The organism is Haloarcula limicola (assembly GCF_010119205.1).
Classification (GTDB): Archaea; Halobacteriota; Halobacteria; order Halobacteriales; family Haloarculaceae; genus Haloarcula; species Haloarcula limicola.
Genome location: NZ_WRXM01000001.1, coordinates 1,451,680 through 1,475,643 on the forward strand (window position 1 = coordinate 1,451,680; position 23,964 = coordinate 1,475,643).

Below are 23,964 nucleotides of genomic sequence, written 5' to 3' on the forward strand. Positions count from 1 at the left end.
CCACGAGCGTTCATATCAGATTGGGCGACACGAATACGCAACCGACAGGGTTTCACGGGTCCCCGCCTTGGGGAACCCATAGATGAGCAAGGACGTCATCGAGGTCAGGGGTGCAGAGGAACACAACCTCAAGGACGTCGACGTGGAGATTCCGCGCGAGGAACTCACCGTCGTCACGGGGCTGTCCGGGTCGGGCAAATCCTCGCTCGCCTTCGAGACGGTGTACGCCGAGGGCCAGCGGCGCTACATCGAGTCGCTGTCGGCGTACGCCCGGAACTTCCTCGGTCAGATGGACAAACCGCAGGTCGAGAACGTCGAGGGGCTCTCGCCGGCTATCTCCATCGACCAGAAGAACGCCGCCAACAACCCGCGCTCGACGGTCGGGACCGTCACCGAACTGCACGACTACCTCCGACTGCTGTACGCCCGCATCGGCGTGCCCCACTGTCCCGAGTGTGGCCGCGAGGTCGGCGAGCAGTCGGCACAGAACATGGTCTCGCGCATCCTCGAACTCCCCGAGGGGACCCGCGCGAAGCTCTGTGCGCCGGTCGTCCGCGACCAGAAGGGCGCCTTCGAGGATCTCTTCGACGACCTCGTGAGCGACGGCTACGCCCGCGTTGAGGTCGACGGCGAGAGCTACGACCTGACGATGGACCGCCCCGAGTTAGACGAGAACTACGACCACACCGTCGACGTGGTGGTCGACCGCGTGAAGATAGCGGACGACGCCCGATCGCGCATCAACGACTCCGTCGAGACCGCCCTGGAAGAAGCGGACGGCACGCTGAAGGTCGTCCTGCCGGACCCACCGGAAGGTGCCGCAGACACTCTCGGCGGGTCGACGGCGCGGGCGACGGGCGACCTGGCGGACGCCGAAACCGACGAGACGACCGACGACGACCGGCTCGTCGTCGAACTCTCCGAGGAACTGGCCTGCACGCACTGCGGCATCGACATCTCCGAGATCGAGACGCGCTCGTTCTCCTTCAACTCCCCGCACGGGGCCTGTCCGGCCTGTGAGGGCCTGGGCGAGACCAAGGAGGTCAGCGAGGACCTCGTGATTCGGGACGCCTCGAAGCCGCTGAAACACGTCTTCGAGCCGTGGAGCTACGACCGGACCTACTACTCCCGGCAACTGGACAACGTCGCCGACCACTTCGGCGTCAGCCTGCAGACGCCGTTCGAGGAACTGGACGAGGAGATCCGCCGGCAGTTCCTCCACGGCACCGACGGCGTCGTCCACTTCGAGTGGCGGACGAAGAACGGCACGCGCGAGAAGACCGAGCGCTTCGAGGGCGTGATCCCGAACCTCGAACGCCGCCACGTCGAGACGGACTCCGACCGCGCACGCGAACACATCGAGGAGTTCATGGCGACGACGACCTGCCCGGTCTGTGAGGGGACGCGCCTGAAGGCCGAATCGCGGGCGGTGCTCGTCGACGGGACCTCGATCACGGCGGTCAACCGGATGTCCATCGGCGACGCGCTCGCCCACTTCGAGGGCCTGGAGGCGAACCTCTCGGCCCGCGACACGAAGATCGCCGAGGAGATTCTGAAGGAGATTCGCGCCCGCCTGGGCTTCATGAAAGAGGTCGGTCTGGAGTACCTGACGCTGGATCGCGAGGCGGCGACGCTCTCCGGCGGGGAGAGCCAGCGTATCCGACTGGCGACCCAGATCGGCTCGGGCCTCGTCGGCGTGCTGTACGTGCTCGACGAGCCCTCCATCGGCCTCCACCAGCGCGACAACGACCGCCTGTTGAACACCCTAGAGGAACTGCGCGATCTGGGGAACACGCTCATCGTCGTCGAGCACGACACCGCGACGATGCGGCGGGCCGACCAGATAATCGACATGGGTCCCGGCCCCGGCAAGCGCGGCGGCGAAGTCGTCGTCAACGGCCCCCAGGAGGAACTGATGGCGACCGAGGAGTCGGTCACCGGCGAGTACCTCGCCGGCGAGCGGTCGATCCCGGTCCCCGGCGACCGCCGCGAGGGCGACGGCCACCTGACGGTTCGCGGCGCGCGCCAGCACAACCTCGCGGACCTCGACGTGGAGTTCCCGCTCGGGACCTTCACCGCCATCACGGGCGTCTCCGGGTCCGGGAAGTCGACGCTGATGCACGACGTGCTCTACAAGGGACTGGTCCGCCGGATGAACGACACCGACGTCTACCCCGGCGAGCACGACGACATCGAGGGCATCGACCAGATAGAGACCGTGCGATTGATCGACCAGTCGCCCATCGGCCGCACGCCGCGTTCCAACCCGGCGACGTACACCAACGTCTTCGACCACGTCCGCGAGCTGTTCGCCGAGACCAGCCTCGCGAAACAGCGCGGCTACGAGAAGGGACGGTTCTCCTTCAACGTCAAGGGCGGCCGCTGTGAGGCCTGCGGCGGACAGGGGACGGTCACCATCGACATGAACTTCCTCTCGGACGTGGAGGTGCCCTGCGAGGAGTGCAACGGCGCGCGCTACAACGACGAGACGCTGGACGTGGAGTTCAAGGGCAAGACCATCGCCGACGTGCTCGACATGACCGTCGAGGAGGCCTACGACTTCTTCGAGAGCCACACCGGTATCCGCCGCCGGCTGAAGCTCCTGAAGGACGTCGGCCTGGACTACATGCGGCTCGGCCAGCCCTCGACGACGCTCTCGGGCGGCGAGGCCCAGCGCATCAAACTCGCCGAGGAACTCGGCAAGAAGGACTCCGGCGAGACGCTGTACCTGCTCGATGAACCGACCACCGGACTCCATCCGGAGGACGAGCGGAAGCTCATCGACGTGCTCCACCGCCTGACCGACAACGGCAACACCGTCGTCGTCATCGAACACGAACTCGACCTTGTGAAGAACGCCGACCACGTCGTCGATCTCGGACCGGAGGGCGGCGAGCACGGCGGCGACCTCGTCGCCGCGGGGACGCCCGAATCGGTCGCCGAGAACGAGGATTCCCACACCGGGCGGTACCTCCGCGACCTGCTCCCCGACGTGGACTTGGAGGGACCGCGCGCCGACAGCGACGTGGCCGCGCCCGCCGCGGACGACTGAGAGCGCCTTTGTCGGCGTTCGCGCGGAGGGGTGTTCCCGGAGAGTATCACGCGTGATAGCCGACGGGTCGAACATAAGGACGCTCCCGTCAGTTCACGAGTATGCCTCTCGTCTTCGCCGCGTACGCGGTCGCCCTCTCGGTGACCATCGTCATCGGCGGGGCGCTCGCCGTCTGGGTGTACGTCCATCACAGGAGCGTCCGCGGGTCGGACTGGTTCTTACTCCACCTGATATCTGGCGTGGCGTGGCTGGCCTGTTTTCTGGCGCATATCCTCGTAAAGGACGCGGATCTCCAGATCCTGGCGGCCATCTTCACCGCGAAGTTCACCGCCGTGACGTTCGTCGCCGTCGTCGTCTTCACCGCCGTCTACTCCGAGGCGAACTTCCACCGTCACCCGGTCGTCGGGACGGTACTGGGCGGTATCGTTCTGCTCGCGCTACTTCCGACGTGGGTAGAGCCGTTCCGGAGCCTCTTCTATCGCGGTTTCGAGGCCCATACCGAACCATTTCATTACGTGATCGTCGAGAAGACGCCGCTCTACGAGACGCTGGGCCTGCTGCTCATGGCCGTCGCCGCGTACGGGCTCTACTGTGTCACCAGATACATGCTCTCGACGCCCCAGCGGTCGCGGAACCAACAGGCGCTGTTCGTCCTCGGAGTGCTCTCGGTGATGCTCGCCATCGTTCTGGACAGCGGCGGCCTGTCACTCGTCGACGGACTCTCTATCGTCGAGTTCGGCGTGTTGCCCTACCTGGTGTTCGTCTCGCTGGCGCTGTTTCGCTTCCGGCTGTTCGACGTGTTGCCGGTCGCCAGAAACGCCGTGGTCGAAGAGCTCCGCGACCCGGTGTTCGTCCTCGACGACGAGCGCCGGCTCGTCGATTTCAACGACGCGGCGCTGGCCGTCCTTCCGAGAGCGGGCGACCGCATCGGAGAGGCGTTCGTCGACGTTCACCCGACGCTCGCGGCCGGGATCGACCTCGGACCCAAAGCCGGCGACGCATCCGCGCGGTTGACGCTCGACGTCAGCGGGGACACCCGCCACTACTCCGTGAACGCCTCGCGCGTGGGCGACGACGGCGGCGGGGCGGACTGGTACTCGATTCTGCTTCGGGACGTCACCGACCTCGAACGCTCGCGGTGGCAGTTGGCCAAGCAGAACGAGCGGCTGGAACAGGTCGCGAGCGCGATCTCTCACGACCTGCGAAACCCCATTAGCGTCGCCGACGGCCACGCCGAACTGCTCGCCGAGCGACTCGCCGCCGACTCGCTCTCCGGCGACGAACTCGAATCGGCGCGGGCGGACCTCGCGAAGACCCGGGACAGCCACGAGCGGATGGGCGAGATAATCGAGGACCTCCTCACCCTCGCTCGGGGCGGCAAGACCGTCGAGGAGACGGAACCGGTGTCGCTCTCGACGACCGCCTGGGAAGCCTGGGGAAACGTCGAGACCAGCGGCGCGACGCTGTCGCTCACCGGCGAGCGAACCGTCGAAGCCGACCGGAGCAAACTCCTCTCCATCTTCGAGAACCTGTTTCGAAACGCTGTGGAACACAGTTCCACGAGCAGTCGGCTGCAACCTGACGACGCCGTGGAGCACGGCTCTACGAGCGGCCGAACGCGGTCCGACGACGCCGCAGAACACGGCCCCGCCGACGTAACCGTCACGGTGGAAGCGACCGACGACGGGTTCGCCGTCGCCGACGACGGCCCGGGCATCCCGGAAGTCCACCGCGAACGGGTCTTCGAGGACGGCTACACCACCGACGAAGAGGGGACCGGACTCGGCCTCTCTATCGTGCGGACGATGGCCGAATCGCACGGCTGGACGGTCGAACTCGACGGCGACGCCGACGGCGCGCGGTTCGTCTTTTCGACGGACGGCGGGGCGTCAGCCTCGTCGGTGACGCGTTCGAAACCGCCCGCACGCGCCCGCTGATGGAGGTGTCGAGAGCCCCGGCAGAACAGTTACAAACGCGTCGCCCGACACCACGGACGGCATGTCCGACTCCGAGACTGACGACGTACTCGACGCGCTCGCCGGCCTGCCGACGCTGGCCCATCCGACGGCGTCGCCGGACGGCACCGAAGTCGCGTTCTACTACGACGGCAGCGGCCGCAACGAGCTGCACGTCTTAGACGTCGAGAGCGGCGAACACGAACGGTGGAGCGACGGCGAGGTGCCGCGCAACGCCCGCTGGTTCCTCGAGTGGGGAGCCGACGGCGACCGCGTGTTCTTCCACCGCGACGAGGGCGGCGACGAGCAGAACGACGTCTACGCGATCGACCGCGAGGGAGCGGTCGAACCGGTCGTCGAGCTGGACGGGCAGGTCCAGATCATGGACGTGAGCGAGGACGGCGAGACGCTGCTGGTCGGGTCGACGCGCGACGGGCAGATGAACCTCTACGGCCACGACCTGTCCGGCGGCGAGACGGCGAAGCTCACCGACTACGAGCGGGCGGTTTGGACCGGCCTGCTCTCGCCCGACGGCGACCGACTGGCGTTCACGACCAACGAGGCCGACGATTTCGAGAACATGGACGTCTACGTGTCCGAGGCAGACGGATCGGACCCGCGAAACCTCGACGTGGGCGAGACCGGGTCCGAGACGGGCGTGGTCGAGTGGGGGCCGGACGGCGACCGCCTGCTGCTGACCGACAACAGCGAGGACATCCCACGTTCGGGGGTCTACGACGTTGAGCGCGAGTCGGTGACGTGGTACGGCGGCGAGTTCGTCGAAGCCCCCCAGTGTTTCCTGCCCGACGGCGACCGATTCCTCGCGCTCCGCACGCGCGAGGCGTCGAAAGTACCGGTGGTCTACGACGCCGAGTCGGGCGAGTCGCGCGAACTCGACCTCCCCGACGGCGTCGCCGGGCTCGGCCGGGCGGGCGACGACCTGCTGGCCGATGGCCGGATCCTGCTGACCCACACCACGCCGACGCGTCGGCCGAGCCTCCTGGCGTACGACCTCGAAACGGACGAGACCGAGACGTTGCTGGAAGCCGAATACGGTCCCTTCTCGCCGGAAGACTTCGCCGACGCGGAGTACTTCACCGTCGAGTCCGACGGCGTCCCCGAGACGCGGCAGGCCGCCGTGGAACACGACCCCTACGAGACGCTGGAGATCGGCGCGCTGCTGTACGACTCCGGCGAGCGGCCCTCGCCGCTGGTCGTCAACCCGCACGGCGGCCCGCGCGCGATGGACACGAAGTCCTTCGACCTCTACACGCAGTTTCTGGCCCAGCGGGGCTACTCGGTGCTGCAGGTGAACTACCGCGGGTCGACCGGTCGCGGCCGCGCGTTCGTCAGGGCGCTGTACGGCGACTGGGGCGGGGCCGAACAGGGCGACGTGGCGACGGCCGCCGAACGCGTCCTCGACGGCCGCGAGTGGATCGACGACGAGCGGGTCGCCGTCTTCGGCGGCTCCTACGGCGGCTACTCGGCGTACTGGCAACTGGTCCAGTACCCCGACCTCTACGACGCGGGCGTGGCGTGGATCGGGCTCACCGACCTCGTCGAGATGTACGAGACGACGATGCCGCACTTCCGCACCGAGCTCATGGAGAAGAACCTCGGGACGCCCGAGGAGAACCCCGAACTGTACCGCGAGCGCTCGCCCGTCGAGTACGTCGAGAACCTCGCGGCCCCGCTGTTCATGCTCCACGGCGTCAACGACCGCCGCGTCCCCGTCTCGCAGGCCCGACTGTTCCGCGACGCGCTGGAGGAAGCGGGGTACTCGCAGGGAGAAGACGGCGGTTTCGAGTACGAGGAACTCGGCGAGGAGGGCCACGCCTCCTCGGACATCGACCAGAAGAGGCGGCTGTTCCGCCTGCTCGACGACTTCCTCGACCGCCGCATCGGCGTCGGCGTGGCGGCGGCCGACGACTGAGAGAGAGAGGACGACCGACGACCGAGAGCGGACCGGCCGACACGTTTCTTCCGTCCGAGCGCGTAGCGCGGGTATGGACACCTGCTACGCCGCGCTGGACGACCGCGTACTGGTCGGCGACGGGTCGTCGTGGACCGAGCGGCTTCGCGGCCGCGACATCGAGTGCGTCGCCGCCGCCCACGAGGCCCCCGACCGCGCGTTCGTCGGGACGGTCGGTTCGGGCCTCCAGCGGACCACCGACGGCGGCGAGACGTGGCGGAGCGTCGAGCCGCCCTCGACGGAGCGGGCGCTCGGCGGCGGCGACCGCGTGACCAGCGTCACCGTCAGCCCGCACGACCCCGACGTGGTATGGGCGGGCACGGAACCGAGCGCCGTCTACCGCTCGATGGACGGCGGCGAAACGTGGACCGAGCGCGAGGGTCTCACCGACCTCGATTCCGAATCGAATTGGGCGTTCCCGCCCCGCCCGCACACCCACCACGTCCGCTGGATAGCCCTCGCGCCGGACGACCCCGAGCAGTTGTACGTCGCCATCGAGGCCGGCGCGTTCGTCCGGAGCCCCGACGGCGGCGAGACGTGGATAGACCGCCCCGACGGTGGTCGCCGGGACAATCACACGTTAGCGGTCCACCCCGACGCGCCGAGTCGGGTCTACACCGCCGCCGGCGACGGCTACGCGCAGTCCGAGGACCGCGGCGCGACGTGGACCTACCCGCAGGGGGGGCTGGACCACCGATACGTCTGGGGGCTGGCGGTCCATCCCGACGACCCCGACTGCGTCGTCGTCTCGGCCGCCCACGGCCCCCAGTCGGCTCACTCGACCAGCGGCCAGAGCTACGTCTACCGCCGGACCGGCGACGAGTGGGACGTGGCGATGGACGGGCTCCCCGACCCGAACGGGCTGGCTCGCCCGGTGCTCTCGGCCGACAGCGACGGCGACGGGTTCCTCGCGCTGACGAATCGCGGGCTGTTCCGGTCGGGAGACGGCGCGACGTGGGAATCGATCGGGTCGTGGGACGACGACTACGAGCAAGTCCCGCGCGGCCTCGCGGTGGTCTAGCGGGGCGTCTCGGTCTGTTCTCCCCTCCGAAGGTAAATTTATGTTCCCGAGGTGAGAACGTTGTGCTGTGACCCGAATTGGTTCCCTCCCCCGCGGCCTCAGTCCGACGTGGGCGTACGCCCTGTTAGGCGGACTCCCGATAGCCCCGCTGACGCTGTGGGGCTACTGGCAGTCCGGGACCTCCCTGGAACCGGCGGGGCTCTGTCTCGCGGCGCTGATCGCGGGCTATCTCGCGAAACGCCGCGGTATCGACGCGACGCCGGTCGGGTTCCGCGCCGGCGTCGTCGCAGTCGTGCCCGCGACGCTGTGGGCCGCCATCGACCTGCTCCGGTTCGCGCTCGGCCTCTCTCAGCCCGCCTGGTTCACGGGCCTCCAGCTGCTGTTGGTGGTGGCGTTCGTTCCCCTCCTCGCGGTCGTCGCGGGCTTCTTCGGGGGGTTTTCGGCACGGATCGGCGGCTGGTTCGCGGAGCGAGGCGGTCGCCAGGGACCGCCCGCGGCCGGTAGCTGAGGCCGCCCGCTCCCGCGCGAATCGAGAAAGTACTTGGCCCGTGACGCCGAGAACAGGTGTATGTACGACGTCGTCGTCGTCGGGGCCGGCCCCGCCGGGTCGCGGTACGCCCGGCGAGCGGCCCAGCAGGGATTCGACGTGCTCGTCTTCGAGCAGGGCACCGTCGGCGAGCCGCTGGCTTGTTCGGGCCACGTCAGCACCGACATCTGGGAGTACACCGAAGGCGCTCGCGGGGAACTGCTCCAGAACGAGGTCTCCGGCGCGCGGTTCTACACCGACGGCCCGGGCGGCGACGCCCATCCCTTCTACAAGGACGAGGTCATCTCGAACGTCATCGACCGCGTGGGACTGGACCGCCACCTGGCCGATCTCGCTCGCGGGGCCGGCGCGGACGTCCGCGAACAGCACACCGTCGTTGCCGTCGAGGAAGACAGAGACGGGGTCACCGTCGAGGCGAAGGGGCCCGACGGCGTCGAGAGCCACCGCGCGAGGATGGTCGCCGGCTGCGACGGCCCGAAGAGCCGCGTCCGCCGGGAGCTGGAACTGCCGGAGCCAGACGAACTGCTCCACGGGGTGCTGGGTTTCGACGAGACGGCGGATCACGGCGACTTCGTGGACGTCCACCTCACCGTCCCGCGCTTCTTCGCCTGGCGCATCCCGCGGGGCGAGGCCGGCGTCGAATACGGACTGGCGGTGCCGCCGGGCGACGACGCCCGCGCGCGCTTCGAGGCGTTCACCGACGGCTACGGCGCGGACGTGACCCGCCGCTGTTCCGGTCTCATCCCCATCGGCCCGCCGAAGCGCGTGACCGGCCGGCGGTCGTTCCTCGTCGGCGACGCCGCCGCCCAGACGAAACCGTTCACCGGCGGCGGCATCCTCTACGGCATGACCGCCGCCGACCACGCCGCCCGCGAGATCGACCCCGACGACCCGTCTACGCTCGGCGACTACGAGCGGGCGTGGCGCGAGGACCTCCGACGAGAGATTCGCCTCGGCCACGCGGTCAGAGCCGGGTACTCCGTCCCCAAACCGCTGCAGAAAGCCGGCATGAAGGCCTTCGAGGGCGAGATCGGCGTCCACATGGACCGGCCGAGCACGCTGTTCTCGCGCGAGCAGCTGAAGGCGCTGCTGTCGCGGTCCTAACTAAACCGTCGGGAGCCGCGAGAGCCGTCGAGAACGAGTCTAACCGGTCAGTTCGGTGCGGCCCGGCTCAGCATCGGAGCGAGCACGCGCCGGTAACCGAGCATGTAGACGCCGGCGTACAGCAGTATCGCGCCCATCCAGAGCTCCCACGCGCCGAACGTCGACTGACCGGCGAGCAGGTTGGTCAGGCCGGCGCTCTCCGTGAGCGCACCGACGACGGTCAGTAGGCCGGCGACGAACGCCGACGCGACCAGTCCGAGTAGTTCGACGAGCGACTCTGAGAGTAGTGCTGTCATCGCCGCCTGTTTCGTCGAAGCGGATTATAGCTTTTTCGACCGGAAAACGCAAAGCGTTAGTCAAACCGCGGACAGAAGGAGTGTATGGCACAGTATCGAAGCATGGATCATGCGGCACTCGCAAAGCGAGGGTTCCTCCTCGGCGTCGGCTTGTTCGTCCTCGGCATCCTCGGCGAGTTCGTCGCTCCCGCCGTCGTCGGCCCGCTGCCGGGATGGGGCCATATGGTACTGACTGACATGGAAGGAATCGGCATCTTACTCGGCCTCTTCTCGCCGCTCGTCTTCGGGATCATCCTGCCGCTCATCGAGTGAGCAGGGAATCGCGGCGACGACCGGCGTTCGGCTATCTGTTTCTCCGCAGCGGGGCGATCACGTCCGAGAGCGTCGCGTTGACGACGTGGCCGATCATGAGGAGCGCCGCGGCGGCGTAGAGGCTCGTGAGGATGAGGATGATGCCGCTGAGGACGCCGAAAATAGCGTACGACCCCGCGTTCTCGGCGTAGAACCGGATGCCAGCGAGCAAGACCGTCCAGCCGACGGCGGCCGTTACCGCGCCGGGAGCGGCGGTCGACAGCGAGTCGATGTCCCGCGACGGGAGATAGTACAAGGGGAGAAAGGAGACGGTGAGCGCGACGGGCAACGCGACGAGCCCGCTCGTCAGTACGAACGGCGCTTCGGGCAGCAGAACGAACAGCGCGCTGACGAGGAGCACGGAGACGATGCCGAAGACGAGCGAGCCGAGGACGCCGACGCCGTCGCGGAGGTGTCCGGCCAGCGACCGGTCGATCTCCCCCTCGACGTCCTCGACGACCGTCTGGAAGCCGGCGGTGATGTTCGCGCCGCTCCAGAGGAGGACGCCGAGCGCGAACAGCGTCGCGCCGACCCGTCCCCGCGAGTCGGTGAGCGCGTCGAGGACCAGTTCCTGCGCCGCGGGGGTGAGATACTCGAGCGTCACGAGCTGGACCTCCGACGCGGCCGACTCGCCGAGGACCGCGAGCAGGATGACCAGCAGCGGCAGGAGCGAGACGAAGCCGTAGTACGCGAGCGCGGCCGCTGGATACTGGATGTCCCGCTTGATGGACGTCCGAGCGATATCGAGGACGGTCCCGAACGCGCTGCGCCAGTCGGCCATAGCGGTCGTAGCGTTCTGCGTCGGATAACGCTGTGTTTCTCGGCTCCCGGTCGGACCGGAACCCAGCCTGACGCGAGAACCGACGCGTCGCCGTCAGTACGTCGGCAGCCGCGCCGAGGGCGCCGATCCCTCGACGAAGGGGAGCGCCGTTCGCTCGGCTGCTGCTCCGTCGCCGTCGACGCGCACCGTCAGTGCCGCTTCGGGCAGCTCCCAGTCGACGGCGGCCAGCGCCAGCGGGGCCTCGCGCATCGGGCTGTCGACGGCGCGGGTGACCTCGCCGACGTGTTCGTCGCCCGCGAAGACCGCCGCCCCGGGTTCGGGACGCGCCTCGACGGTCAGACCGACGAGCCGCTGCGTGGGATGGCCGCGGTTCTCGATGCGGGAGACGACCTCCTGGCCGACGTAACACCCCTTCTCGAAGTCCAGCGCGTTTCGCAGGCCGAGGTCGTTCGGGAGGCGGCCCTCGATCTCGGTGTCGAACAGCGGCGACCCGGCTTCGAGCGTGAGCGTCTCCCACGTCCGGTAGCCGAAGGGGACGGCGTTCAGGCCGCGGTTGACCAGCGTATCGAAGACCGGTTGGGCGTCCTCGGCGGCACAGACCACGTCGTAACTCTCCTCGCCGGAGAGGTTGTCCGTTCGGACGACGGTCACGCCCGCGTCGCCGAGTTCGCCGCGATTGAACGACAGCAGTTCCTCGGGCGAGGACGCCTGATGCAGGACGCTGGCGATCTTCTCAGTGGACTTCGGCCCGTGGACGCCGAAGACGGCGAAGTCGTCGGTCGCCAGGCGGACGTCGACGTCCTGGATGAACGTCTTGTCGCTCCACTCCGTCGCCAGCGGCTCGGCCCGCTGTGGCGGCGTGAACACCAGCAGTCGCTCGCCGGCGTTGTAGACGTACATGTCCGTCTCGACGCGACCGTCCGGGTCGAGTAACAGCGCGTAACAGCCGTGGCCGTCGTCCTCGGGCACGTCGTTCGAGACGGCGTTGTCGACGTACTCGACGCGGTCCTCGCCGGTGACGACGAGGACGCCGTAGCCGAACTCGCAGACGCCGACGACGTTGCGGACCGCGCGGTGGGTCCGCTCGGAGCGGCCGTAGTGGTCGACGACGCGGCGGCCGCCCACCTCGCGGAACGTCGCCCCGTGGGCTTCGTGGACCTCGGAGAGAACAGTCATTGCCCACGGATGGGGGCCTCGCGCTGAAAAGCGTCCCGCTACCGACGCCGGAGCGCGAACGCGGTGAAGAGCGTCAACGCGATCAGAACCGCGGCCGCGGTGAATCCGGGACCGTCGCCGCCGGTCGTCTCCGTCGGCGTGGTGGCCGGCGTCTCCGTCGCCGTTTCCGTGGGCGAGGGCGTTTCGGTCTCGGTGTCCGCATCGGCCGCCTCGACGCCCTCGACGGTGGCCGTCGCCGAGCGGTCGCCCTCCTCGACGGTGAACGTCACGTTCCCGACCGAGGAGACGGGCGCGGCGACCGCGCCGGAGGCGTCGGTCGTCCCGACCTCCTCGCCGTCCCGGCTGACGGTGGCGTTCGGAACGGGGGAGCCGTACTCGTCGGTCACCCGGAGCCGGACCGTCTCGCCGACGACGACGCGCCGGTTGTCCGGCGTGAGTTCGAGCGCCGGCGTCCGCTGGATGGAGACCTCGGCCGACGCGTCGGATTCGCCGAAGCGGAGGCGCTGCTCCGCGGTCTCGTAGCCGTCTTTCGTCACCGTGAGGTCGTACCGGTCGTTGACCGGCAGCCGGATGGTCGCCTGCCCGTTCGACAGCGTCTGGACGGTGCCGACCGACGGCACCCGGACCGTCGCGTTCTGGACGGCCCGCGGGTCCTCGAAGTGGTCGTCGGCGACCGTGACGGTCAGGAGCGCCGACCCCTGTTCGATTGCGCTCCGCGCCTGCGTCTCGCCGGTCACCTGTATCCGGGTCCGGTTCCAGTAATAGCCCTCCTTGCCCACGGTGAGGCGGTACTCGCCGGCCTCGACCGACGGCGTGGTGACGGTGCCGTCGGAGCCGGTCCGCTGGTCGGTGACGAACTCGCCGTCGCGGTAGAGGAGGACGCGCGCGTTCGAGACCGGGTCCCCGCCGCCGTCGACGACGGTGACCGCCGCCGTCGCGATCTCCGAGACGGGGACCTCGACGCTTCGGGCGGACGCGTCTGTCACGCGGAACGGTCGGTTACGGACGTACTCGTCGCCGTGGACCCGAATCGTCACGTTCGCTCCCGCGGGGACGTCGACGAGGGCCTGCCCGTTCGCCCGCGTCGTCTCGTTGACCGGCCCGCCGTCGCCGTCGTCCCACGTCGCCGAGATCGGTACGTCGCTGACCGGATCGCCGTCCTGATCGACGACGGAGACGGTCAGCGTGACCCGCTCCTGTTGTGCGATAGCGCCGCCGGGGACGGCGGCCACACCCACGAGCGCCACGATACAGAGGACGAACGCCGACCGAGACGGAGCCATAGTGAAATGATAACGTGGACGAACCTTAACAGTATGGTCAGCTTACACACGATAACGGACACTATAAGAGGGAAGTCGTGTCAGCGGCCGCGGTCGTCGCGGTCGGCGACGAGGCGTTCGACCTCGTCGGCTTCGAGGGGGGTGAGCGGGCCGGGCATCGTCCGGGCCAGCGCCGCGGCGGCCGCGCCGTGAGCCAGCGCCTCGTCGGTCGGCGCGCCGGCGACGAGCCGTTGGAGGACCGCTCCGACCAGCGTGGCGTGCTGGCCGGAGCTATCGGTCGCGTCCGTCGCGTCGGTCTCGAAGGCGTCCTGCTCGTGGACGACGTTGTCGTGGTAGCCGACGACGCCGCGCTCGTTTCGGGTGAGGACGACCCGCGAGAAGTCGTAGTCCGCGGCGATGGTGTGAACCAGTTCCCGGGGCGACCCCGTCCGGTCGAAGACGGCCTTGGCCTGCTCCTCGCTGGCGAACAGCAGATCCACCGCGCCGAAGAGGTCTTCGAGCGTGTCGTGTGCCGCCTCGGCGCTCCAGAGCCCGGGGTGGAAATCGAGGTCCAGCGCCCGGATTCCCGGCGACGCGCGGAGCAGCGCGCCGGTCGTCTCCGCCGCCGTCTCCGAGAGGGCCGCCGTCGACCCGGCGGCGAAGACCACGTCGGCTTCTTGCAGGCGTCCCATCGGGAGTTCGCCGGGCGTGAGCGTCGCCATCGCGGTGTCTGCGCGGTCCTGTAGCAGCCGGTCCTCGCGGGGGGCGGCCGCGTCCTCGTAGAAGGTCAGGCCCTGCCGGCCCACGTCGGGGTCGGCCCAGACCACGTCGGTCTCCAGCCCGTGTTCGTGCAGTTCCGCGACGACTCGGCGGCCCAGCGGCGTGTCCGGCAGTTTCGAGAGCCAGACCGCGTCGCCGCCGAGCCTGCTCGCCACCGCCCCGACGGTGCTCGCCGCGCCGTCGGCCCGCATCCCGACCTCGCGTGCCGTCTCGAATCGCTGTCCGTCCGGCGGCGAGAGCCGAAGGGCCGTCTCACCCAGTGTCACCAGTCCCATACCCGGCCATCGGGAGACTACGGTTTAGTTTAACCGGTGGTTTCGACTGTACGTATCGTATACGGACACTAGTGGAATTAGCCGACGGATGACGGTTCGCAGCAAGCGCTGTCAGAGCGGCTTCGCCGGGGGACGGACGCGCTCACCGAAGACGCGTCGTCAGTAGGATTCGTCGGACCGATCGAATAGTCGAGCGTCACCTGCCACGGGAGAGCTGCCGGCCTGCCATATTAGTGGCTCCAGGGACAACCCAGGCGTGTGTCCCAAGACTCGCTCTCCGAATGTCCGTTCTGTGAGTTCGAACCTGACGTCCCGGACGAGGACGTGAAAACCGCGCCCGAGCAGGCCACGCATCGCGTCCACAGACACGTCGAGAACGAACACCCAGACCGAACCGACGAACTGTCGACCTATACGAGCCCCGAGTGAAACCTCGGGGTCACTCGGTTCGAAATGGCGACGTTTCCCCGCCACCACAAGACCGCTCCGCCTTCAGTCATTCTCGACGGAAAGTAAATCCGTGTAACCGAGACGAGTCCGCGTTCGGCAACGGTCCTGAAACGGCTCACCGCTCGCGGGATTCGACGCGGTCGTCTGAACGGGAGACTGTGACCGACAGTAGCAGTCGCCCTAAACGAGAATCAAGCCCGCCACCGCGTATCGGCGTAGCGAATCACAGATATGCGCCGTCGTAGTCGTCGTCCGGCTTGCGAGTGTTCCCACAGTCGCCGCAGCGAACCCGTTCCATGTTGTCCATAGCGACGTCCGGCGACCCGCAGTTCAGGCAGCAGTAACCGTACTGCTCCGAGCGGTCAGCGTCGGAGAACGTTTCCACGAACCAGCCCTCCGTTCCTTGGAACGGATCCCCTCCGAGGTAGAGTTCAGTACCGTCCGTCGCCGTCGTCGTCTCGGGAATCTCGGGTGGTCGGTCGGCGTCCGACGCATCCGATTCGGAGTCGCCTTGTTCGGCCTCCTCGCCCGTCTGTTCGGCGAACACGTACTCGACGGACTCCCGGCCGCCGATGTCGGTCGTTCGTTCGGCGACCTGCTCGAAGCCGAAGCGCTCGAGGAACGTCCCAGCGGACGTGTTCGCCGCGAGCGTGACTGCGCGGGGCTCCTCGATGCCTTCGTCCGCGAGCGCCGACTGAATGCGCTCGAGCAGTGCGGTTCCGACGCCAGCACCCCGCCGTTCGGGGTCGACGTGGAGCCAACGAATCTCGCCTTCGGCGTCTTCGAATTCGGCTTCGGCGACGCCGGCCACGACACCGTCGAGTTCGGCGAGCACGACGATCGTCTCGGACGCTTCGATTCGGTCTCGGACGGGATCCGCGTCGAACACGGCCTCGGAGATCGTCTCGATGTCCTGGGGGCTAAGTGCGTACGACGCAGTCATCGAACTCTCGACGAGCTCTTCGACCCGCTCGGCGTCGTCGGGCTCCGCGAGGCGGAGCGTCGGATCGGGGCTCATCCGATCAGTCCTCCCGTTGTTTGTGGACGGCATCTGATCCGCAGGCCGGACACTCGGTCGGCAACCCGTCGTCGAGTTCGTCCATCTCGCCGCAGTTCTCACAGCGCCACATGATGTACCCCTCCCCGAACTCGCCGCCGGGGTTGTCCTCCTGCTCGGATTTGTGAAGGCCCTCCTCGGTGGTCGTCACCGCTTGATCGCGCTCGTCGTCCGGCGATGCGAGTATCGCATACCCGTCTTCGCCGACGTCTTCGATCTCGGCTTGCATCGAGACCTCGAAGCCTCTGCTCGTCATGTCCGTGACGACTCCGAGTTCGTTACCGTCCGGGTCGTACACCACCAGTCCGGATTCGATAGCCGTGGATGCTTCCGACGGACTGTCTTCGCTCATATTCCGCCTTGCAGCGCACGACTGTTTACTCTGATGGCTGAAGCGGGCCCGAAGAGCGAGGCAACAGGTGCGGGATGAGCAGTAGCTCACCGAGACGGACTCTGCAGCGGGCGAGACGCGGATTTATCCGGCGCTCTGGCTATCACTGGTCTCTGAGAAGGCGGCCCGTAGTCGGGACCGCACCGACCGGGTAGCTCGCTCTCTCTGCGGGAACTGACGTTCTCCAGATTCACTTCCTGCGCCCGCCGTGTCCCGGATAGTCCCGTTCGAACCGGTCTTCGAGTTCCGCGTGTGATATCTCGATGACCGTCGGTCGCCCGTGCGGGCAGGCGTAGGGGTTCTCGCAGTCGTCGAGCGCCGCCAGCAGGTCCCGCACCGACCCCTCCGTGAGCGACGTGTTGCCGGTGAGAGAGGGGTAACAGGCGAGGTCGCCGAGCAGTTCGTCGGCGGCCGCCTCCACCGTCGTCGCGGCCGACCCCTCACCGCCGACGAACGCGCTCAACACGTCTCGGACGATGTCGGGACCGGCGGCATCGGCGATGACGCCGGGGAGCGTCCGGACCGCGACGCTGCGCTTGCCGGTGCGAGCGGTGTGAAACCCCAGGCTCGCCAGCGCGTCGCTCCGCTCCTCGAAGACGGCGGCCTCGCGGGCCGTGAGTTCGAGTTCGACCGGGTCGGCGAGCGCCTGCGTCGTCGTCTCGCCGGCGAACTGCGCCTGCAGTCGCTCGTAGTTGACCCGCTCGTCGGCCGCGTGCTGGTCGATCAGCACCAGCCCGTCGTCGGTCTCGGCGACGACGTACGTCTCGTGGAGCTGGCCGAGGATGCGCATCGACGGCAGGGAGTCGTGAGTCGTCTCCGGGTCGCGGCCGAGCCGGGCCTGTTCGTGGCCGCCCGAGAACTTCCGGTCGGGCGTCGGCTCGCTCGTCGCCGAGTCGGTGTCGCCCTCCGGTCCGGTGCCGGTCGGGGCGGCCGACCCGTCGGCGGCGTCACCGGCCGACTCGTCGGCAGGCGCATCGGCCGTCGCACTCGGCGTCGAATCGGCGGCCGAACCGGTCGACGCGGAGTCGGCCGGGGACGAAGCCGATGACGCGTCGGCCCGCTGGTCAGCCGTCCCGGTGGTCGACGGAGCGGTCCCGTCGGCGGTCGGAACCGTCTCGTCGGTCCCGACCGAGTCGGCGTCGCCGGCGGTTCGACTCGAAACCGTCTCGTCACCGGACTCGCTGTCTGCGGGGTCGGCGGTCTCGCTCCTCGCCTCCTTCGCCGTCTCTTCGGCTCCCGACCGCTCGGGCGATATCTCGGTCTGTTCGGGCTGTGACCGGCCTCGGGGGGCCGACGACCGAAGCAGCCCTTCTTCGAGCAGAGCGTCTTCGACCGCGGTTCGGACCTGCTCGCGGACGCCCTCGTCGTCGGCGAAGCGGACCTCCATCTTCCGGGGGTGGACGTTCACGTCCACGTCGCCGGCGGGCACGTCCAGGAAGAGGACGGCGAAGGGGTAGCGATCGGGCGCTATCTGCGTGCCGTAGGCGTCGACGACGGCGTCGTGGGCCGTCTTCGCTCTGACGTAGCGGCCGTTGACGTACGTCGAGAGGTACTCTCGGCCGGCGCGGGTGGTCTCGGGGTGGGAGACGAGGCCCGAGACGCCGTCGAGCGGGCCGGCGGGGAGGTCGGCGTCATCTACGGCGATCATGGACTGGGCGACCTCGAGGCCGTAGACCGACATGACCGTCTCGCGCAGGTCGCCCTGTCCCGTCGTCGCGAACGTCTCGCGGCCGCCATGGGAGAGCGAGACGGCCACGTCCGGGTTCGCCAGCGCGTAGCTCGTCACGATGGTGTTGACGTGCGCGAACTCCGTCGAGGCCTGCTTGAGGTACTTCCGGCGGGCCGGGACGTTGTAGAAGAGGTCCTCGACTTCGATGGTCGTCCCCTCCGGACAGCCGGCGGGACCGACCGACGTGACCTCGCCGCCCTCGACGACGAGTTCGGTTCCCACATCACCACCGCGCGGGCGGGTGGTGATCGTCAGGCGCGAGACGGCCCCGATGGCGTGGAGCGCCTCGCCGCGGAAGCCGAGCGTGCCGACCCCGCCCTCTAAGTCCGCGATGTCGCGGATCTTCGAGGTGGTGTGTTGCTCGACGGCGCGTTCGACGGCCTCGCGATCCATGCCGATGCCGTCGTCCGTGACCCGAATGCCCTCGCTGCCGCCGCGTTCGACGGTTACGTCCACCCGGTTCGCGTCGGCGTCGACGGCGTTCTCGACCAGTTCCTTCACGACCGAGGCCGGCCGCTCGACCACCTCGCCGGCCGCGATGCGTTCGACGGTCCGCTCGTCGAGTCGCCGGATGTCCGTCATGGCGTCCCCCGCATAGTCTTGCCGTGCGGTAGCGGGCGCGGCGACTTGAGGCTGTCTGCTATCGAGTCGCGGCCGAACATCATGGAAATAGTTAACACGGCACAGCATAGACGTTCGATAGGTGAGGCGCCATGTGTCACCACAGAGGCTACACACCGGAGTGGCGGAGAGAGCGCACCGAGACGACAGCGGACGAGAGAGCGGCGAGAGCGGATGCCGACGACGAACTGCCGTCGTTCCTGAACGAGGAAGCGCCTGCGGACGCGGAGGTGCTGACCGACGGCGGCGAGGGCGACGACGGCGACGGCCGTGACGACTGAGAGCGGCGACGGCCGTGACGACTAACGGCGGCGACTCGGCGTAGCGATCATCCCGTCTTTTCGCCGGTGTACCGCACAGTGAAGTGCGCGCGGGGCGACGGGACGACCAACCCCGACAGATGGAACAGTACGACCAGCTCTACCGACTGTACGAGACCGCGGACACGGAGACGCTGCGGGCCTACCAGGAGTTCGTGGACCTCTTCCCGCCGCTTCGGACCCGCGTCGCGCTGGACCGCTGGGAGAACGTCCGCGAGGAACTCGACGAGCAGAAAGCCGCCATCGCCGAGGAGTTCCCGGCGACGGGCGAGACGTACGCCGAGATCGCCGCCCGGCTGACGCGCGAGGAGGCCTTCACCGCGCTGGACCTCTACGCGAAGTACGGGCGGTCGGTGAACGTCCTCGTCCTGGACGTCGACGAGACGCTCCGGTCGGCCGGCGACACCGACAACGAGATCCCGCGCGAGACGCTGTATCTCCTCACCGAGTTCCACGAGCGGGGCGTCCCGATCGTGGTCTGTACCGGCCAGACGCTGGAGAACGTCAAGGGGTTCCTGATTCAGGGACTGGGCAACGAGGTCGTCTCCTCCGGGTCGGTCAGCATCGTCTACGAGTCCGGCAACGGCGTCTTCACGCCGAAGCACGGCTCCGAGACCAAGCAGTTACTGTACGAGGACCTCGATTCGACCGTCGTGGACATGTTCGACGCCGTCCGCGGCCGCGTGCTCTCGGAGGCACCCGACAGCGTCCGGCACGGCTGTCACCTCCAGGGCAACGAGTTCAACGTCACGCTCAAGCCCAACGCCGAGGTCGGCAGCGAGACGGCCGTCGAGATAATCGACGAGGCGCTCGGTTACCTCTGCGGATTGGTCGGTGAAGTCGTCGTCGAGGCCGTCGACGCGTCCGTCGCGGACCCCGCCGCGCTCGCCCGGACCTACTTCGCCCGCGACCCGGAGATAGCGTCCGTGCTGGACGACGCCGGGCTCTCGACGGACGCCGACACCGACGACGCACCGTCGGCCGTCCTCGACGTCTTCGAGCGCATCGACATCGGCTACTACGAGGGCGACGCCGCCGAACTCGTCAGTCTGGAGCTCGACAAGTCCGCCGGCGTCGAGCAGGCCTTCGAGGTGCTCGACATCGACGACCCGTTCGCGCTGGTGATGGGCGACAGCAAGAGCGACCTCCGCGTGATGGAGTGGGTCGCCGAGAACGACGCCGGGATCGCCGCCGCGCCGCATCACGCCTCGACGGCCGTCTTAGGCCACGTTCGGAACCGCGACGACCTCGTCTACGAGGCCGGAGAAGCCAGTTCAATCCTGAACGTCGTCTACGGACTGGCGCTGCTCGCCGAGCTGGGCGAGCGCCGCTCCTGACTCGCTCGCCGCGGATTCGACGGATACCGTTCCTTGTGACTCGTCACCACACAACAGTTAGACGGCTCCGCGTCGAACGCCACCTATGGCGCTCGAACAGGTCTTCAAGCAGGTCCCGGACCCGCGCTCGCACTCGTTCCCGGAGTACTCGCTCGGACAGGGCGACCCCGTCCGCCCGATCGCGGTCACCGCCGACGAACTGACGGCGCTGCTCGACCTCTACGAGCGGTTCGCCGCCGTCGACCCGAGCGGCTTCGACAGCAACCCCTTCCTCCGGGCGACCAGCGACTTCCTGAACCAGACCTTCGGAACGACGCTCAAACGGCCCGACGAACAGCTACACGACGACATCGCGGCGATGCTCAACGACTTCTCCGACGACCTCGGCGGCCGCCCGCTCGGCGTGGTCGACGCGACCCCCGCGCACCACCGCACGCTCTACTTCTTCCTGACCAGCTGCAAGGCCTACCACCTCGCGCCGCACATCCGCTTCTCGCCGGACGAATCGGCCGTCCAGACGCTGTACGACGTCTACGAGCGCGTCAGCGACCAGGAGTTCTACCTGAAGCGGCCCGAGACGGTGCTGGAGTGACCGTCTCCGAGCAGTGGCGAAGCCCCCGACACATATCAGCGTGGACGGCGAACGACACGGTATGCCACTCGACGTGCCGGTTCCGGACCCGCCGTCGCTGCGCGGGCCACAGCCGCGAGGCGACTACGAAGCGATCGACAACCCGGTGGAGGACCCCGAAGACGACTACCGCCGAGAGGAGATCGAGGGGTTCCTCGAGTCGGGCGCGTGGGCCGACGCCTTCGAGGAGTGGACGACACAGACCACGCTGACCGAGGAGGACTTCGCCGTCGTCACGGAGTACGACCTCGTCGAGAAACTCGACTTCTACTGGGACCCCGGCGTCGACGAGGTGGGGTATCGAGCGCCGACGCTCCCCGAGGAAGCCGAGGACGAGACCGACCTCGACTCCGGCGAAGCCGACGAGATCGAGATCGAGATCGACTCGCTGGGCCGCGTCGTCACGGAGATGCTCGAGAACGACTACCTCCGTCGAGACGACGAGACGTTCGGGTTCTTCGCCGACGACGCGCCGGAGGAGACCTTCGACTACGAGGACGACGACTTGGGCGAGGGACTGTAGATGACTGACCGTTCACAGTATCCCCGCTGAAAACGCAGATCGTGTGGCAACTACCGGATTGTATTCGTAAGTGATACCTAGGGGTGTGCCCTCGCCTCGGATAATGGACGGCGAACGCGGCCGCAGAGAGATAGAGAGGGTATTGGCCGACCGGCGGCGGCGCTACCTGCTTTACTGCCTCCACCTCCACTCGACGCCGCAGCCCCTCCCCGATATCGCGGATCAGGTCACGGTCTGGGAGACCAGTGACCCGGCGACCGAGCGCCTCGACGAGCGGCTGGAGATCTACCTGTCGCTCTATCACGATCACCTCCCGGAGCTCGTCGAAGCCGGCGTCGTGACGTATCGGCAGACCGAGGACGACGTGGACTGGGACGGGCGCGTCACCCCGGAACGGCTCGACTCGCGCCTCGAACGCCGACTGTGCGAGGAACTCGACGCGCTGCTGGACGCCGAGACCTGTACGTTCGACTGCGACGACGGCGGGGACATAGAGCCGTGACAACGTTCTTTCGGCTTCATCCCCTATCCGAATACACAGTGTCAGACGAAGACCCGTTCGACGACCTCGACATCCCGGAAGACCCGACGGCGGACCTCGACCGCGCGACGCAGCGGCTCACGGTCCGCACGGAGGAGCGCCGCTACGGCAAGAAGATGGTGCTCGTCGAGGGGTTCGAAGACGAGGGCGACGTTCAGGACCTCGCCTCGGACCTGAAGTCCTCGCTCGGCACCGGCGGAACCGTCAAAGACGGACGCATCGAGCTGCAGGGCGACCACGCGGAGCGCGTCCGGGACCTCCTCGAATCGAAGGGGTACCAGATAGCCTGACAGCCGACCGGTAGCCTCTCGAGAAGTGCGATACAGCGGACGAGCCTTCGCGATTCGTAACAGCGGAAGCGGTGGGGTAGAAAGTCAGTAACAGCGGAAGCGGTGGGGTCGTGAGAGTGTCACTAACGCCGGGACCAGTGGGTCGAGACGTACGCCGGAACCGGTGGGGCCACGAAGCCGGCGTTACCATCGGCGTCAGTGGGTCAGGGCGTCGTCTCGAGGAGTTCGGATAACCCGGTCTTCACCGACGAGATGGACTGCTCGAGTTCGTGCTCTTTGTACTTGCCCCCGCCTTTGCCGCGGTTGTACTCAGTCGAGGAGATGATGCCGAGCTGATCGAGTTCGCCCAGGTAATCGCGAACGGACCGTTCCGAGACGGGGTCGACGCCCTCCTCGATGGCGACTCGTTCGTACGCGCTGAGGATGTCCTTCGTTCGCGCGGGCGTGTCGCCCCGTTCGGCGAGCAGCGTCACCGCGTAGAGGACGAACTGACCGTGGTTGGAGTAGTTCCGAATCCCCTCGACGACCTGGTCCGTCTGGAGGCGCTGTCGGGCGCGACGGACGTGCGACTCCGTGACGAGCTCCCCGTTGTTCTCGCGGGCCAAGTCGCCGGCCTCAAGTAGCAGGTCCAGCGCCTGCCGGGCGTCCCCGGAGTCCTTCGCGCCGTAGGCCGCGCACATCTCGACGACGCCGTCGTCCAGCACGTCGTCTCTGAACGCCACGGCCTCGCGCTGCTGGAGCACCAGTTGCAGTTCTCGCGCGTCGTACGCCGAGAAGGAGACTTCCTTCTCGCAGAGGCTGGAGCGGACCTTCGAGGAGAGCTGGTTGCGGAAATCGAGGTCGTTCGAGATCCCGATCACGCCGAGTTTGGCGTCGGTGACGTCGCCGTTGGAGCGGGCGCGCGGCAGTTTGTAGAGCAGCGAGTCGTCCCGGATGTGATCGACCTCGTCCAGGACGATCAAGACGGTTCCCCCCACCCGGTCGAGTTCGTCGAACAGGAACTGGTAGACGGACGCCTGCGGGTAGCCGGTGTTGGAGATCTGGTCGGCCGGGTCCCGGAGTTCGTTGACCAGCGCGACGGCGACCTGATAGCTCGAGTTGAGCCCGTCGCAGTTGATCTCGATCGTGTGGAGGTCCAGTTCCGGGACCGGTTCGGCGTCGCGTTCGAGCGCCTGGAGGAGATAGCGCGTGGCGGCGGTCTTGCCGACGCCGCTCTTCCCGTACAGAAAGATGTTCGAGGGGCTCTCGCCGTTGATCACCGGCTGGAGCGCCGCGTGGAACCGTTCGAGTTCCTCGTCGCGGCCGACGAGTTCGTCGGGCGTCCACTCCTCTAAGAGGGCCTCTCGCCGCTCGAAGATCGCAGACGTCGGTGAGAAGGTGATATCCGTCATCCACCACAGGGTGAGCGGCGTAGCTGTATTAACCTTCGGTTCCGCTGTTTCCGTTGTTACTCTTGTCTTATATATGACCGACCCCACCACTTCCGCTGTTAGTGGGTTGAC

At 67.9% G+C, this 23,964-nt stretch carries 23 protein-coding genes; 14 read left to right on the top strand and 9 right to left on the bottom strand.

Features of this window, described 5'->3' with window-relative positions; translation table 11 throughout:
* Positions 1-82: 82 nt before the first annotated feature.
* From uvrA to GO488_RS07480, 6 genes are all read left to right on the top strand, one after another.
* On the top strand, positions 83-3,052 hold the full coding sequence (gene uvrA, locus GO488_RS07455; RefSeq protein WP_162317140.1) for an excinuclease ABC subunit UvrA: 2,970 nt from the start codon (positions 83-85) through the stop codon (positions 3,050-3,052).
* A gap of 101 nt (positions 3,053-3,153) precedes the next feature.
* Positions 3,154-4,989, top strand: a complete 1,836-nt coding sequence (locus tag GO488_RS07460) for a sensor histidine kinase (protein ID WP_162317141.1) — start codon at positions 3,154-3,156, stop codon at positions 4,987-4,989.
* Positions 4,990-5,050: 61 nt separating this feature from the next.
* Positions 5,051-6,940, top strand: a complete 1,890-nt coding sequence (locus GO488_RS07465; protein ID WP_162317142.1) for a S9 family peptidase — start codon at positions 5,051-5,053, stop codon at positions 6,938-6,940.
* A 73-nt stretch (positions 6,941-7,013) separates the two neighbouring features.
* Positions 7,014-8,000: a WD40/YVTN/BNR-like repeat-containing protein gene (locus GO488_RS07470; protein ID WP_162317143.1), complete on the top strand. Its 987-nt coding sequence runs from the start codon at positions 7,014-7,016 to the stop codon at positions 7,998-8,000.
* Between the two features lie 67 nt (positions 8,001-8,067).
* A complete protein-coding gene (locus GO488_RS07475) occupies positions 8,068-8,508 on the top strand; it encodes a DUF5518 domain-containing protein (RefSeq protein ID WP_162317144.1) in 441 nt (146 codons plus the stop codon).
* 60 nt (positions 8,509-8,568) lie between these two features.
* A complete protein-coding gene (locus GO488_RS07480; RefSeq protein WP_162317145.1) occupies positions 8,569-9,651 on the top strand; it encodes a geranylgeranyl reductase family protein in 1,083 nt (360 codons plus the stop codon).
* Positions 9,652-9,698: 47 nt separating this feature from the next.
* Here the strand turns inward: GO488_RS07480 and GO488_RS07485 are convergent, their stop codons facing one another.
* Positions 9,699-9,947 (bottom strand): DUF8151 family protein, encoded by a 249-nt coding sequence (locus GO488_RS07485; RefSeq protein ID WP_162317146.1) that lies wholly within the window; start codon positions 9,945-9,947, stop codon positions 9,699-9,701.
* Between the two features lie 84 nt (positions 9,948-10,031).
* On the opposite strand from GO488_RS07485, the gene GO488_RS07490 reads away from it, so the two are divergent.
* Positions 10,032-10,259: a DUF7860 family protein gene (locus GO488_RS07490; RefSeq protein ID WP_162317147.1), complete on the top strand. Its 228-nt coding sequence runs from the start codon at positions 10,032-10,034 to the stop codon at positions 10,257-10,259.
* Positions 10,260-10,290: 31 nt separating this feature from the next.
* Here GO488_RS07490 and GO488_RS07495 read toward each other — a convergent pair whose 3' ends face one another.
* The 4 genes from GO488_RS07495 to GO488_RS07510 form a co-directional block, all read right to left on the bottom strand.
* Complete coding sequence (locus GO488_RS07495; RefSeq protein ID WP_162317148.1) at positions 10,291-11,079, bottom strand: YihY/virulence factor BrkB family protein; 789 nt, start codon at positions 11,077-11,079, stop codon at positions 10,291-10,293.
* Between the two features lie 93 nt (positions 11,080-11,172).
* Positions 11,173-12,255 carry a CAF17-like 4Fe-4S cluster assembly/insertion protein YgfZ gene (ygfZ, locus tag GO488_RS07500; protein ID WP_162317149.1) on the bottom strand — a complete coding sequence of 361 codons (1,083 nt, stop codon included), beginning with the start codon at positions 12,253-12,255 and terminating at the stop codon, positions 11,173-11,175.
* Positions 12,256-12,293: 38 nt separating this feature from the next.
* Complete coding sequence (locus GO488_RS07505) at positions 12,294-13,538, bottom strand: carboxypeptidase regulatory-like domain-containing protein (protein ID WP_162317150.1); 1,245 nt, start codon at positions 13,536-13,538, stop codon at positions 12,294-12,296.
* A gap of 80 nt (positions 13,539-13,618) precedes the next feature.
* Entirely contained in the window at positions 13,619-14,572 is a 954-nt protein-coding gene (locus GO488_RS07510; RefSeq protein ID WP_162317151.1) for a PfkB family carbohydrate kinase, read from the bottom strand.
* Between the two features lie 258 nt (positions 14,573-14,830).
* On the opposite strand from GO488_RS07510, the gene GO488_RS07515 reads away from it, so the two are divergent.
* Positions 14,831-15,001, top strand: coding sequence for a hypothetical protein (locus GO488_RS07515; protein ID WP_162317152.1), 171 nt, complete (start codon positions 14,831-14,833; stop codon positions 14,999-15,001).
* Positions 15,002-15,245: 244 nt separating this feature from the next.
* Here GO488_RS07515 and GO488_RS07520 read toward each other — a convergent pair whose 3' ends face one another.
* The 3 genes from GO488_RS07520 to mutL form a co-directional block, all read right to left on the bottom strand.
* The gene (locus tag GO488_RS07520) at positions 15,246-16,040 is read right to left on the bottom strand and encodes a GNAT family N-acetyltransferase (RefSeq protein ID WP_162317153.1); all 795 of its coding nucleotides are present in this window, start codon (positions 16,038-16,040) and stop codon (positions 15,246-15,248) included.
* A gap of 4 nt (positions 16,041-16,044) precedes the next feature.
* Positions 16,045-16,431: a TFIIB-type zinc ribbon-containing protein gene (locus tag GO488_RS07525; protein ID WP_162317154.1), complete on the bottom strand. Its 387-nt coding sequence runs from the start codon at positions 16,429-16,431 to the stop codon at positions 16,045-16,047.
* A 229-nt stretch (positions 16,432-16,660) separates the two neighbouring features.
* Positions 16,661-18,781 carry a DNA mismatch repair endonuclease MutL gene (gene mutL / locus GO488_RS07530; protein WP_162317155.1) on the bottom strand — a complete coding sequence of 707 codons (2,121 nt, stop codon included), beginning with the start codon at positions 18,779-18,781 and terminating at the stop codon, positions 16,661-16,663.
* A 131-nt stretch (positions 18,782-18,912) separates the two neighbouring features.
* Between mutL and GO488_RS07535 the strand changes: the two genes are divergently transcribed.
* The 6 genes from GO488_RS07535 to GO488_RS07560 all read left to right on the top strand — a co-directional run bounded on the left by GO488_RS07535 (position 18,913) and on the right by GO488_RS07560 (position 22,462).
* Positions 18,913-19,101 (top strand): hypothetical protein, encoded by a 189-nt coding sequence (locus GO488_RS07535; protein ID WP_162317156.1) that lies wholly within the window; start codon positions 18,913-18,915, stop codon positions 19,099-19,101.
* A 119-nt stretch (positions 19,102-19,220) separates the two neighbouring features.
* On the top strand, positions 19,221-20,477 hold the full coding sequence (locus GO488_RS07540; protein ID WP_162317157.1) for an HAD family hydrolase: 1,257 nt from the start codon (positions 19,221-19,223) through the stop codon (positions 20,475-20,477).
* A gap of 85 nt (positions 20,478-20,562) precedes the next feature.
* Positions 20,563-21,069: a hypothetical protein gene (locus GO488_RS07545; protein ID WP_162317158.1), complete on the top strand. Its 507-nt coding sequence runs from the start codon at positions 20,563-20,565 to the stop codon at positions 21,067-21,069.
* Between the two features lie 61 nt (positions 21,070-21,130).
* Complete coding sequence (locus tag GO488_RS07550; RefSeq protein WP_162317159.1) at positions 21,131-21,631, top strand: DUF7992 family protein; 501 nt, start codon at positions 21,131-21,133, stop codon at positions 21,629-21,631.
* Between the two features lie 103 nt (positions 21,632-21,734).
* Positions 21,735-22,133 (top strand): DUF7344 domain-containing protein, encoded by a 399-nt coding sequence (locus GO488_RS07555; protein WP_162317160.1) that lies wholly within the window; start codon positions 21,735-21,737, stop codon positions 22,131-22,133.
* Positions 22,134-22,171: 38 nt separating this feature from the next.
* Positions 22,172-22,462 (top strand): SUI1 family translation initiation factor, encoded by a 291-nt coding sequence (locus GO488_RS07560; RefSeq protein WP_162317161.1) that lies wholly within the window; start codon positions 22,172-22,174, stop codon positions 22,460-22,462.
* 203 nt (positions 22,463-22,665) lie between these two features.
* Here GO488_RS07560 and GO488_RS07565 read toward each other — a convergent pair whose 3' ends face one another.
* Positions 22,666-23,853 carry an orc1/cdc6 family replication initiation protein gene (locus GO488_RS07565; RefSeq protein ID WP_162317162.1) on the bottom strand — a complete coding sequence of 396 codons (1,188 nt, stop codon included), beginning with the start codon at positions 23,851-23,853 and terminating at the stop codon, positions 22,666-22,668.
* Positions 23,854-23,964 lie beyond the last annotated feature (111 nt).